General features: G+C 39.8%; 13 protein-coding genes and 1 riboswitch. Of the genes, 5 read left to right on the forward strand and 8 right to left on the reverse strand.

Features of this window, described 5'->3' with window-relative positions:
* Positions 1-8 precede the first annotated feature (8 nt).
* From EL244_RS09840 to mntP, 3 genes are all read left to right on the forward strand, one after another.
* Positions 9-860 (forward strand): PTS mannose transporter subunit IID, encoded by an 852-nt coding sequence (locus tag EL244_RS09840; RefSeq protein ID WP_006815302.1) that lies wholly within the window; start codon positions 9-11, stop codon positions 858-860.
* Positions 861-949: 89 nt separating this feature from the next.
* Positions 950-1,408, forward strand: coding sequence for a DUF986 family protein (locus EL244_RS09845; protein ID WP_039855231.1), 459 nt, complete (start codon positions 950-952; stop codon positions 1,406-1,408).
* 151 nt (positions 1,409-1,559) lie between these two features.
* Positions 1,560-1,748: riboswitch (yybP-ykoY riboswitch) on the forward strand.
* 3 nt (positions 1,749-1,751) lie between these two features.
* Positions 1,752-2,333, forward strand: coding sequence for a manganese efflux pump MntP (mntP, locus tag EL244_RS09850; RefSeq protein ID WP_126436906.1), 582 nt, complete (start codon positions 1,752-1,754; stop codon positions 2,331-2,333).
* Positions 2,334-2,376: 43 nt separating this feature from the next.
* Here mntP and rlmA read toward each other — a convergent pair whose 3' ends face one another.
* From rlmA to alr, 4 genes are all read right to left on the reverse strand, one after another.
* Positions 2,377-3,198: a 23S rRNA (guanine(745)-N(1))-methyltransferase gene (gene rlmA / locus EL244_RS09855; RefSeq protein ID WP_112836872.1), complete on the reverse strand. Its 822-nt coding sequence runs from the start codon at positions 3,196-3,198 to the stop codon at positions 2,377-2,379.
* A 111-nt stretch (positions 3,199-3,309) separates the two neighbouring features.
* Positions 3,310-3,522, reverse strand: coding sequence for a hypothetical protein (locus tag EL244_RS09860; protein ID WP_006815306.1), 213 nt, complete (start codon positions 3,520-3,522; stop codon positions 3,310-3,312).
* A gap of 439 nt (positions 3,523-3,961) precedes the next feature.
* Positions 3,962-4,699 carry a phosphatase gene (locus EL244_RS09865; RefSeq protein ID WP_112836876.1) on the reverse strand — a complete coding sequence of 246 codons (738 nt, stop codon included), beginning with the start codon at positions 4,697-4,699 and terminating at the stop codon, positions 3,962-3,964.
* Positions 4,700-4,908: 209 nt separating this feature from the next.
* Positions 4,909-6,132, reverse strand: a complete 1,224-nt coding sequence (alr, locus tag EL244_RS09870; RefSeq protein ID WP_126460608.1) for an alanine racemase — start codon at positions 6,130-6,132, stop codon at positions 4,909-4,911.
* A 619-nt stretch (positions 6,133-6,751) separates the two neighbouring features.
* Here alr and EL244_RS09875 point away from each other — a divergent pair.
* Complete coding sequence (locus EL244_RS09875) at positions 6,752-7,084, forward strand: hypothetical protein (RefSeq protein ID WP_006815311.1); 333 nt, start codon at positions 6,752-6,754, stop codon at positions 7,082-7,084.
* Positions 7,085-7,250: 166 nt separating this feature from the next.
* Here the strand turns inward: EL244_RS09875 and guaA are convergent, their stop codons facing one another.
* The gene (guaA, locus tag EL244_RS09880; RefSeq protein ID WP_126460611.1) at positions 7,251-8,828 is read right to left on the reverse strand and encodes a glutamine-hydrolyzing GMP synthase; all 1,578 of its coding nucleotides are present in this window, start codon (positions 8,826-8,828) and stop codon (positions 7,251-7,253) included.
* Between the two features lie 83 nt (positions 8,829-8,911).
* The gene (guaB, locus tag EL244_RS09885; RefSeq protein WP_006815313.1) at positions 8,912-10,378 is read right to left on the reverse strand and encodes an IMP dehydrogenase; all 1,467 of its coding nucleotides are present in this window, start codon (positions 10,376-10,378) and stop codon (positions 8,912-8,914) included.
* A 170-nt stretch (positions 10,379-10,548) separates the two neighbouring features.
* Here guaB and xseA point away from each other — a divergent pair, with 170 nt between their 5' ends.
* Positions 10,549-11,916 carry an exodeoxyribonuclease VII large subunit gene (gene xseA / locus EL244_RS09895; protein WP_126460614.1) on the forward strand — a complete coding sequence of 456 codons (1,368 nt, stop codon included), beginning with the start codon at positions 10,549-10,551 and terminating at the stop codon, positions 11,914-11,916.
* A gap of 63 nt (positions 11,917-11,979) precedes the next feature.
* Here xseA and EL244_RS09900 read toward each other — a convergent pair whose 3' ends face one another.
* Both EL244_RS09900 and EL244_RS09905 read right to left on the reverse strand, forming a co-directional pair.
* The gene (locus tag EL244_RS09900) at positions 11,980-14,241 is read right to left on the reverse strand and encodes a TonB-dependent receptor domain-containing protein (RefSeq protein WP_126460617.1); all 2,262 of its coding nucleotides are present in this window, start codon (positions 14,239-14,241) and stop codon (positions 11,980-11,982) included.
* Positions 14,242-14,380: 139 nt separating this feature from the next.
* Positions 14,381-16,513 (reverse strand): S9 family peptidase, encoded by a 2,133-nt coding sequence (locus EL244_RS09905; RefSeq protein WP_126460619.1) that lies wholly within the window; start codon positions 16,511-16,513, stop codon positions 14,381-14,383.
* Between the last annotated feature and the right edge of the window lie 2 nt (positions 16,514-16,515).

Genomic DNA, 16,515 nt, shown 5'->3' on the forward strand with positions numbered 1-16,515 from the left:
GCGTAATCATGGTAGACACAACAAAACCAACAGCGAAAAAGCTAACTCAAAGCGATATTCGCGGCGTATTTTTACGCTCTAACTTGTTGCAAGGCTCTTGGAACTTCGAGCGTATGCAAGCATTGGGTTTCTGCTACTCAATGGTTCCTGTGATTCGTCGTCTTTATCCAGACAATAATGACGACCGTAAACAAGCCATTAAGCGCCACCTTGAGTTCTTCAACACCCATCCATATGTCGCAGCACCAATTTTGGGTGTTACCATGGCGATGGAAGAGGAGCGCGCTAATGGTGCAGCCATTGATGATGGTGCGATTAACGGTATTAAAGTCGGTTTAATGGGACCGTTGGCTGGTGTAGGTGACCCAATATTCTGGGGTACTGTACGCCCTGTATTTGCCGCTCTCGGTGCGGGTATAGCGATGACCGGCAGCCTGCTTGGTCCATTGCTGTTCTTCGTTCTCTTTAACTTAGTTCGTTTACTCACACTGTACTATGGTGTTTCCTACGGCTATAAGAAAGGGATTGATATCGTTCAAGATATTGGCGGCGGATTCCTGCAAAAGCTGACAGAAGGTGCATCAATTTTAGGTCTATTTGTCATGGGGGCCTTGGTTAACAAATGGACCCACGTCAATATTCCTCTTGAGGTCTCACGGATTAAGAACCAAACAACAGGGGTAGAAGATATTACCACTGTTCAAATGATCCTTGACCAACTGATGCCGGGCTTAGTTCCTCTTCTGCTGACCTTTGCCTGTATGTGGCTGCTACGTCGTAAAGTTAACGCTTTATGGATCATTATCGGCTTCTTCGGCTTAGGCATTCTGGGTGCGTGGTTAAACTTCTTAGCACCATAGAAATCATTAAATAGTTAACAAGGGAGGTTGCAGCCTCCCTTTTTTAATTTTAAGCTCTACTGCTCGTTCACTTAGTCATGGGTACTCAAATGACCTTAAATGATTCAATCCTTGTCATTATCATTTTGATCATGCTTGTATACGCAATCTATGATGAATTCATTCAGGGGTTACTGAAAGGCAAAACTCTTCTAAAGGTAAATTTAAAACGTAAACACCGAGCTGATGCCATTATATTCATTGTTCTAATTTGTATTGTGATTTATACAAATATTGTTCGACATGGTAATTTATTAACCACTTATTTATTAATGATTACTATTTTTATGGCGATATATTTAGCATTCATTAGAACGCCAAAGGTGTTTTTTAAACAAAATGGTTTCTATTTCGCCAATGCTTTTATTTTATATAATAGAATTAAAACAATGAATTTATCTGAAAACGGTATTTTAATTGTTGGATTAGAAAAAAGTAAAATTCACATTCAAGTCAAGCATCTTGATGATTTACAAAAGATTTATGATTTTTTTATTAATCATAAATAACCACATTATATATTGTCATAAACATTAAGGTTAATTAACTGATTAATTAACCTTAATTTTATTAATATTGAAAATGACAATTATTCTCATATGGATATGGCATTATTAATAATTTAAATTTTGCCTTTATTAAAAATTGTGATATCTTTCATCCCACGTCATTGGGGAGTAGCCTGTTCTGGAAATATATTTATTCCAGAAAATCCGTATCAACATACTCGTTTGTTTTTAAACGTGGTGCGGATGCCATTAAGTTGGTTGGCAAGACCATAGACACATAAATACGCCTTTTGGTTGGGGGTAATTTATGTGTATATGGAAATACCCAACCGAGATTGTTCCTATGAGTCTTTACGCTACTATCATCCTAGCCCTCGCACTATCCATGGACGCATTTGCTGTCGCCATTTGCAAAGGTGCTGTTCTTCATAAACCGCGCTTTCGCGAAATCCTCCGCACTGGTTTTATCTTTGGCTTTATTGAAGCCATTACCCCAATTATTGGTTGGGGAATTGGTATTTTAGCTAGCCAATATGTTATTCGTTGGGATCATTGGATCGCTTTTGCCCTACTCTTTATTCTGGGTGGCCGTATGATTTGGCAAAGTGTTACAACCAAAGATGAAGAGTGCTGCTCCAAAGCATCAAGCCACAGCGCAGGGAATCTTGTTCTCGCAGCGATTGCCACCAGCCTTGATGCCATGGCAATCGGTTTAGGCCTAGCATTCCTGCAAGTTGATATAGTTCATACCGCAATGACTATCGGTGTAACTACCATGATTATGGCAACAATTGGTATGATGATTGGTCGCTATGTCGGACCATTATTAGGTAAAAAAGCGGAAATTCTTGGCGGTTTTGTGTTGATTGGAATTGGTTTTAATATCTTATTTGAGCATCTCGAATTATTTATGTACGCCCCATAATAGATTTTTTCCCCCTGAACTATTCAGGGGGAGCCATCACGTTTTATTCGCTATATTGATATACACGAATTAAAAAGTCAGCCGTATATTGCTTATTTTTAGATTGTTGAAGCTCAAGTTTCACCTCTTCTGAAGCCCGCCACGCAAACGGCGTCATTTCTAATAATGCAAAAGCTTCTGTACCCACTAAATCCATAGCATATTTTAAACGTGTTTCATCCATCAATTTGAAGCCCGGTAGTTCTTCATCTTTCACTGGATGTAATTTCACTTCATCATAGATCAATGCTTTTAATTCTTGCAGATGTTCTGCTGCCGGCGTCACTGTAATTAAGATTCCTCCAGACGTTAATACGCGGCTAAGTTCTTCAGCCTTACAAGGCGCATAAATACGAATGATGGCGGAAATACTCGACTCGGAAAAAGGTAAACGATGGCTTGATGCCACGCAAAAATTCACCAATTTATAACGCTTTGCAGCAAAACGAATCGCCACTTTTGAAACATCCAATCCATACATTTTTATTGCTGAGGATTTAGCGATGAGCGTCTGTAAAAAATAATCGGTGTAATACCCTTCTCCACAGCCAATATCTAACACATTTTTCGAGTCTACTGGCAAATACTGCATCAATTTTTCTGCCACAGCATCGCGCATTGGTTGGTAATGCCCCGCATCCAAAAATTGGCGACGAGAGATCATCATCTCTGCACTATCCCCAGGATCTTTTGAGCGTTTATGTTGAACGGGTAACAAATTAACGTAGCCTTCTTTAGCGCAATCAAACTGATGATTAGCGTCACAACGATAACTGTTATTGGTTAAATTTAGGGGACTAAAACACAGGGGGCATTGATAATTCATATTGATACACTAATTTAAAAATAATGCGCAGTATATCATACAACCGGATCAGCAGCGCCATGGAATTATACCCCATGGCACCGTGACGTAATCTAGAGGGGTTTAGCGAATTTACTTACTGGCTTTAGCTGCAACTGGTGCTATTAATTCACTCGTTTTTTTAACCTCACTTTTTTTAATCTCTTTTTTGCCATGCTCTGCTTTCGCAACTTCGTGAGTTTTCGCGCCATGGTTGACATGTTCAGTTTTAACAGTGGTATTTGCTAATGCAGCACCAGAAACAGCTAATGACAATATAGTGGTAATTGCTAATAACTTTTTCATACTATGTACCTTAAGATTTATTAAGCAAGAATGTTCTTGCCACGCTAATAAATCACGACTGGAGGTCACCACACAAGAGAAGAATATTAAAGATTCTTCAGTTTTTTATAGGTTATTTTAGGAAGGGAATATTTGAATTTTGTTGATATTTTATTTAATTTTAAAAGTATATTCCCACTATCGAAAGTGAGAGATTCAAAAAAATTTATCTATAAATATCAATGAAATGAAAAATCCACGTATTAATGTTAATTTTTTTATTTTAAACACTCACTTCATTCCAATTTATTTTAATTATAAATTTAATTTATTTAGTTTTTAAATTTACTTATCCGTTTAAGATCTATTTAATTATAATAATATTGAATACTTTATTTGACTCTCTATGAAATATAAAAGCCACTCATATTGAATGGCTAATTAACTACATTATGTATTTTTAAAAATCCATAAATTCTGGGATTGGCTTCCGCCCATGGGACTCTAAAAAGTCTAAAACACGACGAGGTGTCGTATTCAAAATTTGTGATTCTGGAAAATCGATAGATTCCAACATCTTAATCACCTCATCAAAACGCCCTAAATAACTGACATGGTGAGAATCTGAACCTAAAGAGACCCAACCGCCAGCTGCCTTAACAGCTTTTGCAATTTCAATACAATTCATCTTACTGCCTGCCCTTGAGTGCAAAAAGGAAGAATTATTCATTTCTAACGCGACATTACACTCTTTGGCAGCTTGAGCAACTGCTTTAATATCAATAGGATATTTTGGATTTCCTGGGTGAGTGATAATCTGAACTTTACCACTACGAATAGTCGCAATCATTGCCTCAGTGTTGTCTTCCAGACTTTGAGGCTCCAGCACTGGCTCATGAAATCCGGCTAGAATAATATCCAAATGGCGCGCAATCTTTTCATTACAGTCAGTCTCACCTAACTTATTCTTAATGTTCGCCTCAATTCCATACAGCAAACCAACACCATTAACCATACGTGGCAATATCGGCATATTACCAAAATGCCATTCATGGGGAGCATCTTGCATCTCTGGGCCATGATCAGTGATGGCAAACAGCTTCATTCCCCGAGCAGCTGCTTCTGCAAAATATTCGTTAACGGTACTAAATGCGTGGGTGCTAGCGATGGTATGTGCATGTAAATCAACTTGATACATAAAAGACATTCCTCTAATTCTACTATTTATTGTCTGATATTATTCAGATTGAAAAGATAATCCCAAGCTAACATATTGACACAAAGGATTCGATAACAATTCTGTTAAACAGCACTTATCGGATATCGATATAAATGACAATTTATCTGACGCCATACACAGCAAAAAAACCCGCTACAAGAGCGGGCTAATATTCAACGTAAAATGGATTAGTCTACTAAAATACGCTTATTAGTCGCACCCCATAAAATGGACATTTCGGTAAATAGCGCCCCACTGATTTCTTCGACCTCTTCAGCAGTTATTTCACCAACACCTTGCTTTCCGAAAAAGACGACTTCCTCTCCCGGCTGAACATTTTTAATATCAGTCACATCAATCACTACCGTGTTCATTGATGTTTTTCCTAAGACAGGCACTCGCTGCCCATTAATCAGCACATGCCCTGCATTACTAAATACACGACGATAGCCATCAGCATAACCTACCGGAATATTCGCTAATACAGAGTCTCGTTTTAATGTATAGGTTCTGTCATAACCTACGGTATTACCTTTTGGATAGTGATTAACTGCTGCTATATTTGATTTAAACGTCATTACTCGTTTGTAGTCTTTAGTTGCAACGGTATCTCCGTAAAATATCCCACCGACGCGAACCATATCCAGCCACGACTCAGGCACGGTTAAAGTTGCATAAGTATTCGCCACATGCAATATCACATCCTCACGCTTTAATCCCGTGATATCGAGTACTTGCTGAGATTGTTTTTTAAACTTCACCAAATCTTTTCGAATTTGAGCAGCATCTTCTTCAGGGTAGTGGGACATAATCCCAACTATTTTTAAGTTTGGAAGTTCTGAAATTAATTTAGCTTGTTGTAATCCTGTAGGCGTTCCAACCTCTAACCCATTACGGGACATTCCCGCTGAATTTAAGGCTAAATGAATCGGTATGATCTTCCCCTGCTTCACAGCAATTGCATTCAAACGCTGCGCCATTTCAAGATTACCAATCAGCTCTTCTACATTAAACTCTGTTGCCTGAGCCATCTCTTTTTCTGTGGCGTTACGCACACGCATTAAACGACCATTGAAACCTAAATCACGAACTTGCTTCAATTCTGAATTACTTGTTAGCCCAATGCACTGAACGTTATTTTCGATCATTACAGGAGTCACTAGCGTCAGATCATGCCCATAAGCATCTCCTTTTAAAACGGCGCACATTCCCGTTTTATCACCTAATAATGCTTGTACTTTCTTGATATTGTAATCCAATGCACTGTGCGAGATTTCTATCCACGAGTTATTAACTACCGCAGGTTGAATTTGTGCAGATGACGTTTCAATGATGTTGGTTTTAACTGGTTGTTGGCATGCTGTTGCGACCAGTAGAGGCAGAAAAGCAAGATATCTAAGACGAAATGACACGTTTTTATCCTTAGCCGTGGATCAGTGAGTTTCCCCTCACCTTTATTATTATGATTACGGGGAGTGAACATATACTTTCTATGTATATAGGCTATTGATAATAACAATCTGAATTAATTGAACAAGCAATAATTGGTATTTTTTGAATAAAAAACCACATTTATTGAATTTATAACCAACCTTTATTCTAAAATTTTTTTTCTCATATATTATTTACCGCATTACAAGTACCTCTAAACGGTCCAAATAATGTTTTTTACGAGGCTGCTCTCATAATCGTTTTTTCTGCTTTAAATTACCTTGTTCGGGGTATGTTTTTATTTTTTGGAAATTATTATTCTGGGTGCGTTTGTGCTGGAGTGCTTGTGGTTTAATCCCTTTATTTTAGTAACAACGCCTTATTAGCTATTTAACGATCACTGTTTTTAACAAAAAGTGAGGAAAACTATGAATTGGATAATTCAAAAGATAATGAATCCTCTTACAGGAGGAGTTGGTTCAGCCCTAGCACTTAATGGCGCTATATCGCTTATCGTTCCATCACTGATTTTAACAACCACTAATATTTATATTCTAGCGGCTATACTCAGCGTTATTTTTATCTATATCTCGATAAAATATGATTGAGTTTTTCCATCCACAAACAACACAAGCACTCAGCATATTTTACTTTACGCTTATTCTTGCTTATTTAGTGATTCACCTTATTTGGGAGCATTTTGATAAGTTTGCTGAGGATTTTTCGTTAATTCGTTTACCTCAAAAGGTGGCTGTTATCTACACCGCTGCCACCTTCGCGAGTAATTTATTTTTAATCGTTATTATGTTTAACCTAGATAATCCACTAAAAAATGATAGTGTCATGATTTTACCGTTAAGCCTCGCTGGGTTAACAGGACTATGTTATTCATTAGGGGCCATTGTTCCTAGAAAAAAGTTTTCCCATATTTAACGCCCATTAATATAAACTTTAAGCTATTAATCCATGTTTATATCCATCATAGAGGACATAAAGTACCTAACATTATCAGTCACTCCTAAAAACAAAAAGGCACCAGTAATTTACTGATGCCTTTAGGCTTATCGACAACTAAAAACTGTTATCAACAATAACTAGTTTATTCCCACTCGATGGTCGCTGGTGGCTTGCCGCTGATGTCATAGACTACGCGGGAAATACCACTAACTTCATTGATAATACGGTTAGAAACACGGCCTAAGAAGTCATATGGCAAATGTGCCCAATGAGCAGTCATAAAGTCGATAGTTTCAACGGCACGTAGGGAAACAACCCAGTCATATTTACGACCATCGCCCATCACACCGACGGAACGAACAGGTAAGAATACGGTGAACGCTTGGCTCACTTTATTGTATAGGTCGGCTTTATGCAGTTCTTCGATAAAGATAGCATCAGCGCGACGTAACAAGTCACAGTACTCTTTCTTCACTTCACCCAGTACACGAACACCTAAACCTGGACCTGGGAATGGATGGCGATACAGCATGTCGTATGGCAGACCTAATTCCAGACCAATTTTACGGACTTCGTCTTTAAACAGCTCTTTTAATGGTTCAACTAGACCCAGCTTCATATCATCCGGTAAACCACCTACGTTATGGTGAGATTTGATAACGTGCGCTTTACCCGTTGCTGAAGCGGCTGATTCGATAATATCTGGGTAGATAGTCCCTTGAGCTAACCACTTAATATTAGGCAGCTTAGATGACTCTTCATCGAAGACTTCGATAAATACATGGCCGATTTTCTTGCGTTTCTCTTCTGGATCACTAATACCCGCTAATGCGTTCATAAAGCGGTCTTGCGCTTTAGCATGGATAATATTCAGGTCAAATTTACCTGCAAACATTTCCATTACTTGCTCTGCTTCATTCAAACGCAGTAAACCGTTGTCGACAAATACACAAGTCAAACGTTTACCGATAGCACGGTGTAACAACAGAGCCGTTACAGAGGAGTCAACACCACCAGACAGCGCTAATAGAACATGGTCATCACCAATTTGTTCTTTTAAACGTGCAACGGTATCTTCGATAATCGCCGCTGAAGTCCACAAAGCTTCACACTGACAAATATCCAGAACAAAACGTTTTAAGATATTTAAGCCTTGATGGGTATGAGTCACTTCTGGGTGGAACTGAACACCGTAGAAACGTTTTTCTTCATTTGCCATGATGGCATATGGGCAGCTTGGGGTGCTTGCAATGGTTTTGAAGCTAGATGGGATCGCAGTGACTTTATCACCGTGGCTCATCCATACATCTAACACTGGTTTACCTTCAACATTAATCGCATCTTGAATATCGCGGAACAGTTCGCACTGCTCAGTAATTTCGACATTCGCGTAGCCAAACTCACGCTCACCAGAAACTTCAACCGCACCACCTAATTGCATAGACATGGTTTGCATGCCATAGCAGATACCTAATACAGGAACGCCAGCATTAAATACATAGTCAGGTGCGCGTGGGCTGTCTGATTCAGTGGTACTTTCTGGACCACCAGAAAGGATAATTCCGTTAGGATTAAACTCTTTGATTTGCTCTTCGGTAACGTCCCATGCCCACAGTTCACAGTAAACGCCAATTTCGCGGACGCGACGGGCGATCAGCTGAGTATATTGCGAGCCGAAATCAAGAATAAGAATGCGATGTTTATGAATATTTGTAGTCATTTGAGGAGAATTCCAGAAATTCAAGTCAAAAAATAAAATGCGGTGACCCTATCCGCAGATAGAGCCACCCTGAAATCAGTCTGTTACTGTCCTAAACGGTAGTTAGGAGACTCTTTCGTGATAGTCACATCATGAACGTGACTTTCTTGGATGCCCGCACCACTGATACGCACAAATTCTGCTTTTGTTCTTAACGTATCGATTGTTGCACAGCCAGTCAGACCCATGCATGAACGTAAGCCACCCATTTGTTGGTGAATGATCTCTTTTAAGCGACCTTTGTAAGCAACACGGCCTTCGATACCTTCAGGAACCAGCTTATCTGCGGCATTATCAGATTGGAAATAACGGTCTGAAGACCCTTTGGACATCGCTCCTAAAGAACCCATTCCGCGATACGCTTTATAGGTACGACCTTGGAACAGAATAGTTTCACCCGGAGATTCTTCCGTTCCTGCAAACATGGAGCCGACCATCACACACGCAGCACCTGCGGCAATAGCTTTAGAAATATCCCCAGAGAAACGAATACCACCATCAGCGATAACAGGAATACCAGTACCTTCTAATGCTTCGGCCGCTTCAGCAATCGCTGTAATTTGAGGAACACCGACGCCAGTTACGATACGAGTTGTACAGATTGAACCTGGACCAATACCGACTTTCACTGCGCTAACGCCAGCATCCGCTAACGCTTTCGCACCTTCAGCAGTAGCTACGTTACCACCAATGATTTGTAAATCAGGATATTTTTGGCGAGTTTCACGAATACGTTGTAATACGCCTTCGGAATGACCATGTGACGAGTCAATCAGCAGAACATCAACACCCGCGGCAACTAATGCGTCAACACGCTCTTCATTACCAGGACCTGCTCCCACAGCCGCACCCACACGCAGACGACCTTGCTCATCTTTACACGCATTAGGTTTACGCTCTGCTTTTTGGAAATCTTTTACCGTGATCATTCCTAACAGGTGGAAGTTGTCATCGATCACTAAGGCTTTTTCGACACGATGCTCATGCATTTTCTGTAAAACGACTTCACGTGCTTCGCCTTCTTTTACAGTAACAAGACGCTCTTTCGGTGTCATAACCGCAGTGACCGGTTGGTCAGGATCTGTGACGAAACGAACGTCACGTCCAGTGATGATCCCTACTAAAGAATTATCTTTAGTAACCACAGGATAACCAGCAAAACCATTGCGTTGAGCCATTTCTTGAACTTCACGAATGGTCGTATCTGGCGTAACTGTCACAGGGTCAGTGACAACACCACTTTCATGTTTTTTCACACGGCGAACTTCTTCAGCTTGGCGCTCAATAGACATGTTTTTATGGATAAAACCAATACCACCTTCTTGAGCCAGTGCGATGGCCAGATCAGATTCGGTGACAGTGTCCATTGCTGCAGAGAGCATAGGAATATTCAGGCGGATTTTTGCGGTCAGTTGAGTTGACAGATCTGCCGTGTTTGGCAGTACAGTTGAATGTGCAGGAACGAGTAAAACATCGTCGAAAGTTAGTGCTTCTTTTTTAATGCGTAACATAGGCAATATCCCACCAGGCAGCGTTATGAAAGGTATAAAATATTGCCGCGGCATTATACACACCGTAATCGGTTGCTTCCAGCATTTTTTTCAAAAAAAACTTGATAAGTCCGTCGGCTACGTTAGTATCAGTCAATTAAGTCATTGTTTTAGAATTTGATCTAGCTCACATGTCGACTCAACAAAATAGCGCAATTTACTCTGTCAGTAAGCTCAACCAAACGGTAAGAGAATTACTCGATACCCAAATGGGACGAATTTGGTTAACCGCCGAAATATCGAATTTTTCGCAACCAAGTTCTGGGCACTGGTACTTAACCCTTAAAGACGATCGAGCACAAGTTCGCGCGGCAATGTTTCGAGGGCAAAATACACGGGTTGCTTTTCGTCCCCAAAATGGGCAACAGGTATTAGTCCGTGCCACAGTCACTCTGTATGAGCCTAGGGGCGATTATCAGTTAATCATTGAGAGTATGCAGCCTGCCGGTGAAGGATTGCTACAGCAGCGTTTTGAGTTGCTTAAACAGGCATTGAATGCTCAAGGGTTATTCGACGTTATTCATAAGCAAGCTTTACCCTCTCCGGCAAAATGTGTGGGTGTAATAACGTCAGCAACAGGCGCAGCTCTGCATGATATTTTAAATATCTTACGTCGACGAGATCCTTCACTCCCGGTGATTATTTATCCTACTGCCGTTCAAGGTGAATTAGCCCCTGCACAAATCGCTCGCGCCATTGAGCTCGCTAATTTACGTAACGAATGTGATGTACTCATTGTGGGGCGTGGTGGCGGTTCATTAGAAGATTTATGGGCATTTAATGAGGAAGTCGTCGCTAGAGCAATTTTTAATAGTCGATTACCAATGATTAGCGCCGTTGGGCATGAAACCGATGTCACTATTGCAGATTATGTCGCTGATGTTCGCGCTCCAACCCCCTCCGCAGCAGCAGAGTTAGTTAGCCGTAATCAGACTGAGATGTTACGCCAGCTCAAATCCAGCCAGCAGCATCTTGAAATGGCGCTGGATTATTACTTAGCTGGGCAGCAACAGCGTTTCGCTCGTTTACAGCATCGGTTACAGCAGCAACACCCCCAATTGCGCCTTGCACGGCAGCAGAATCAATTAAATGGATTACAGCAAAAATTGAATCTCGCCATAAACCGTCAATTGCAATCTGCCACATGGCGTTTTGAGAAAAATAAACAACGCTTAGTCCAAAATGACTTGCGCCCAAAATTACAGCGCCAACAACGTCAATTGCAGCAAACTCAGTATCATTTACAAAATATGTTAACCCGTCTAGTGACTAACTATCGCCAGCGTTTCGCCGTTGCCTGTTCTAAAATGGAAGCAGTTAGCCCCCTAGCTACCTTAGCTCGTGGTTTCAGTATCAGTGAAACATCGCAAGGCGCCGTGTTGAAAAAAACCAGCCAAGTAAAACTGGGGCAACAACTGAAAACACGCCTGAATGATGGCTGGGTTGAAAGCCAAGTAACGAGCATTCAGAAGATTAAAGTAAAAAAAATCGCGAAGTAATTATTTGTTTCACTTATCTAGCTAGATTTTGGCTAGATAAGTGAGAGTTAATTTATTTATTGATTAAAAACGCACCTGCCCACCAAGCATATAACTGCGCCCTCTTCCTGTCTCATTATTTCGACCACGCTCCTCCATGATGGCACCTGAGTTTGCACGATTTAAAGCATCCGTATAATTTTCGTTTGTCAGGTTATTAATGGTCATCATCAACTTAAAGTTTTTATTAATTTCATAGTCCGCATACAGATCGACGATAGTGGGTTGTTTCTCATATTTTTCCGTCATTGCATCCCCATTCATATCTCCATCAGGTATCGGGCTAATGCGCTTAGAAGGCCCCGTCCATGTAATTGCAGAACCTATTGTGAGCTTCTCATCAAATAAACGTACACCAGTATCTAAAGTGACATAATATTCAGGAAGTTGAGTAAAATCGCCTGCACTAAATACCGATGTACTGTTGATTGATACAGGTTGTTTACCAGACTCTTTAGTATAGGAAACCATCGAATAAAATACCCCTGCATCATAGTTAGCTTGCAGCTCATAACCTCGTAAATTAACATCACGAGGATCGTTCACGTACATGTCTGCACGTTGAAAAATATCAGGATTTTCTTTATTCCAAACATCATCATTAATTAAACACCAATCAAATTCTTCCTGTGAAGTTGCACGACACAGCATAAATGATTTGCTCGTAATGTAATCCTTAATATGTGTATGGAACCATAGAGCCTTCAGATTAAATTGATCCCCTTCCACCATGAAATCAGGCTTAAAACTATTAAAACCAATTTGCCAAGTTTTCGATTTTTCCCCTTTTAGAAACGGATTCATACTCTGCCCTCCATTTTGTGAAAAAAAGACTTCTTGGGAATTAGGTGCACGCATCGAATGAGCATAACTCACGAAAGGCTGAAACTCCGGAATAATTTGAGCTGAAATCAATATCCCAGGATTAATACCACTTTCTCGTAGATCTAATGTACTTGCCTCTTGTGGGAAGCATTTTTCCGTTGCATCACAAGCTGGCTTATAACCTTTAACTCTGTAATTAAGGTAATTGAGGTCAAAAGTCGCCGTATAAATATCGTACTTTGCCTCAAATTGAGTATACAGACTCGCAATATCTTGTGTGCCACTGGGTGAAAAAGGGTTATAGATAATCGTATTTGGATCTTCAACTGGCTGTGTAATTTTTTGGTACTTAGTTTTCATGAGTTTCGAACCCAATTGCCATTTAAAATCTGCATCTCCATAAGAAAAATGGCTAGTATTGGAGAGATTAATACTGTCTGATTTATTTTCAGACTCTGCATTCTTTAACGCTCCACCAATGGGATCACCTTGGAATTTTTGCGTGTTATATCCATGGCTCGCTAACAGCTCTACATCAATAAGTTCGTTTATTGGCGTATATTTGTATTTAAGATAATAATCTTCACTATTAATTTTTCGGCTAGTTAATTTATTCTGTAAAAAACGACCACTAAATTCTAATTCATGGCTGTCATTTGGCTTATATTTTAATTTTGCTAGTTGGGATTGAGGTTTCTGTTTAAATGTTGGATCGGTAGCAAACTCATCCGTATCAAAACCATCACCATTCTTATAGCTTCCAGGAATATTATGCCCACTAACAGCAATTAATCCTCCTAAATAACCATCATCTTCATTTAATAATGTTTTCCCTGCAACGGAAACCATCCCATTATAACCAAGACCATTATCTCCCCAGCTTCCTTTGCTCCGTAACCCCCAAAGATTATTTTTAAAAATAACATCATCAATGCCGATAGTTCTAAAATTTGAACTTCCTGCTAATGCGTTAATACTATTGCTACCATTTAATTGCCCCTTTTCAACTTCAACTTCAACAATAAAGTTAGGGTCAATTAATGATCCAAAATCATTACTTGGCTGCATTCCATGAGTATATTTACTGGGTGATATTCCGTAATAGCTCTGGGTAACGCCATCCACCATCATATTGACGCGCCCAAAACCACTAAGCCCACGAATATTAACGTTAATTGTGCCTTGGCTTGCATCCATTTGGGTATAGGTTCCCGGCATAGAACGAATAATTTTATCCATAGATTGAAGTTTATTTTCAGTTCCAACCGCGCTAAACGCCCCCGGTTTTTCCAATGCCTTCACTAATGGAGTCTGTTTTTGTGCGCCAGACACTTTCAATTGACTAAAATTAACCACATCATCTTGCTGCTTATTTTGTGGCTGAGTATTTTCAGCCAAAGCGATACCGTGATAGCTAGTGGAAATAACACCCGCTACCATAATTATTATTTTATTGTTCATAAACCATTCCTGTAAACGTACTGATTAAACAGTCGCTCACACTGCCAACACAGAATAAATAAATTTCTGTGAAAAAGGCCAGCAACAATATGCGATAAATAATGTTACTGACCTTTAATTACCTTTTATGGGTAAATTATTATTTTAAATTTGGGAAATACTTTGGCTTATCTTCAAGCATAAGAATAAAACTGTACTCTCTTGCAATATCATCCAACGCATTAAAACGACCTGATTTTCCACCATGCCCTGCATTCATATTGGTTTCCAACAACAGTAATGAATTACCCTGTTTGATATCTCTTAATTTAGCTACCCATTTTGCTGGCTCCCAATATTGCACTTGGGAATCATGTAAACCGGTAGTCACTAATATATGAGGATATTGCTGAGCTTTAATATTGTCATACGGACTATAGGCCTTAATTCGCCAATAATCGGCTTCATTTTCAGGATTACCCCACTCATCATATTCCCCCGTTGTTAACGGAATTGATGGGTCTAACATTGTGGTCACCACATCCACAAATGGCACAGCAGAGACAACACCTTCATATAGCTCTGGTGCCATATTAACCACGGCTCCCATTAATAAACCACCAGCACTTCCGCCCATCGCATAGACATGGCCTTGCTCACCATAGCCTTGAGATAACAATGCTTTGGTTGCATCAATAAAATCAGTGAACGTGTTCATCTTATGAACTGTTTTGCCCTGTATATACCAGTTTTTGCCTAAATCGCCACCACCACGAATATGCGCGATAGCGTAAACAAATCCACGATCCAGTAAAGATAAACGAGAAGAGCTAAATGAGGGGTCGATACCATAACCGTAAGCGCCATATCCATAGACTAATAATGGATTTTTACCTGATTTAAACAGATCTTTACGATAAACCAGTGAAACTGGAACTTTTACTCCATCTTCAGCTTTCACCCAAATGCGTTCACTTTGATAATTGGCTTTATCAAAATTTTTCACTTCTTCTTGCTTTAAGAGAGTACGTTCTTGAGTCAGCATATTAATTTCATACACTGAAGACGGTGTTGTCATGGATGAATAGCCATAACGTAATGTGTCGGTATCTGGCTCTGGATTGTTGCTAATCCATGCCATATACGTGGGGTCATCAAAAGTGACTGAGTTTTCTTTGTGGGTTAGCCAGCTAATTTGACGAATATTAACCAATCCATTTTGGCGTTCTTCAACAACTAACCAGTTATTAAATAATGAAAAATTTTCTAAATCCACTTCATCACGCGGGGCAATAAAACTTACCCATGGTGCCGCTTCGTTATCAGCGATATATAACCCGAATAATGGATGCTGATGATTAGAACGAATATAAAACTTGCCATTAAAATGGTCTGGATAATATTCCACACCCACTTGACGTGGTTGTAAAATTTTAGCCTCAAGATTAGGTTTATTGGCATCAATTAAACGATATTCCGATGTTTCCGTACTGGTGATCCCAATCAGAATATAATCTTTTGACGTCGATTTAGCTAAGCTGACGTAAAAAGTATCATCTTTCTCTTCATACACGACAGTATCGTCAGATTGCTTAGTCCCATATTGGTGCTTAACAACTTGATAAGGCAGTAATGTCTGTTTGTCTTTATTCACATAAAACAGCGTACGATTATCATTCGCCCAAACAATATTGCCGGAAGTATTCACCAGCACATTTTCTTGCCACTGTGGGTCATCAATCTTACGGAAAGAAACGCCATAATCATTGCGTCCTTGTCGGTCCTCTGCAATGGCTAACGTCGTATTGTCTGGCGAAATAGCCAACGCCCCCATACGATAATATTCCACACCTTCTGCACGCTGGTTACCATCAACCAATACCGTCCATTCTTCTTGGCTGTCAATTGGACGCCGTTCATAAATTGGATAATTTTTACCCGATACCACTCTTGAACGGTAGGTATAACCATTAAAATTGTAAGGAACCGATTCATCATCCTGCTTTACTCGAGAAAATAGCTCGTCATAAATTTCTTTTCTTAGTGGTTCACCTAATGCGAGTTGTTGCTCGGTATAGGCATTTTCTTGATTTAGATATTCAATAATCTCAGGGAACTCACGTTTATCATCCCTTAGCCAATAATAGTTATCGACACGAACATCCCCATGGGTTGTGATCGTGTAAGGCTGTTTTTTTGCTATTGGAGCTGGCATTCTATCCTCCGCAGCGCTCATGGCTGCATATAAACCAAAAAGTGTAATTACACAAAAGTTTGCGATTTTGTTACGCATAG

It is taken from the genome of Providencia rustigianii, assembly GCF_900637755.1.
Classification (GTDB): Bacteria; Pseudomonadota; Gammaproteobacteria; order Enterobacterales; family Enterobacteriaceae; genus Providencia; species Providencia rustigianii.

Excerpts from the sequence above, each read along its gene's own strand:
- EL244_RS09840 (WP_006815302.1), top strand. The coding sequence starts at position 9 with ATGGTAGACACAACAAAACCAACAGCGAAAAAGCTAACTCAAAGCGAT.
- EL244_RS09845 (WP_039855231.1), top strand. The coding sequence starts at position 950 with ATGACCTTAAATGATTCAATCCTTGTCATTATCATTTTGATCATGCTT.
- mntP (WP_126436906.1), top strand. The coding sequence starts at position 1,752 with ATGAGTCTTTACGCTACTATCATCCTAGCCCTCGCACTATCCATGGAC.
- rlmA (WP_112836872.1), bottom strand. The coding sequence starts at position 3,198 with ATGAATTATCAATGCCCCCTGTGTTTTAGTCCCCTAAATTTAACCAAT.
- EL244_RS09860 (WP_006815306.1), bottom strand. The coding sequence starts at position 3,522 with ATGAAAAAGTTATTAGCAATTACCACTATATTGTCATTAGCTGTTTCT.
- EL244_RS09865 (WP_112836876.1), bottom strand. The coding sequence starts at position 4,699 with ATGTATCAAGTTGATTTACATGCACATACCATCGCTAGCACCCACGCA.
- EL244_RS09875 (WP_006815311.1), top strand. The coding sequence starts at position 6,752 with ATGATTGAGTTTTTCCATCCACAAACAACACAAGCACTCAGCATATTT.
- guaA (WP_126460611.1), bottom strand. The coding sequence starts at position 8,828 with ATGACTACAAATATTCATAAACATCGCATTCTTATTCTTGATTTCGGC.
- guaB (WP_006815313.1), bottom strand. The coding sequence starts at position 10,378 with ATGTTACGCATTAAAAAAGAAGCACTAACTTTCGACGATGTTTTACTC.
- xseA (WP_126460614.1), top strand. The coding sequence starts at position 10,549 with ATGTCGACTCAACAAAATAGCGCAATTTACTCTGTCAGTAAGCTCAAC.
- EL244_RS09900 (WP_126460617.1), bottom strand. The coding sequence starts at position 14,241 with ATGAACAATAAAATAATAATTATGGTAGCGGGTGTTATTTCCACTAGC.
- EL244_RS09905 (WP_126460619.1), bottom strand. The coding sequence starts at position 16,513 with ATGCGTAACAAAATCGCAAACTTTTGTGTAATTACACTTTTTGGTTTA.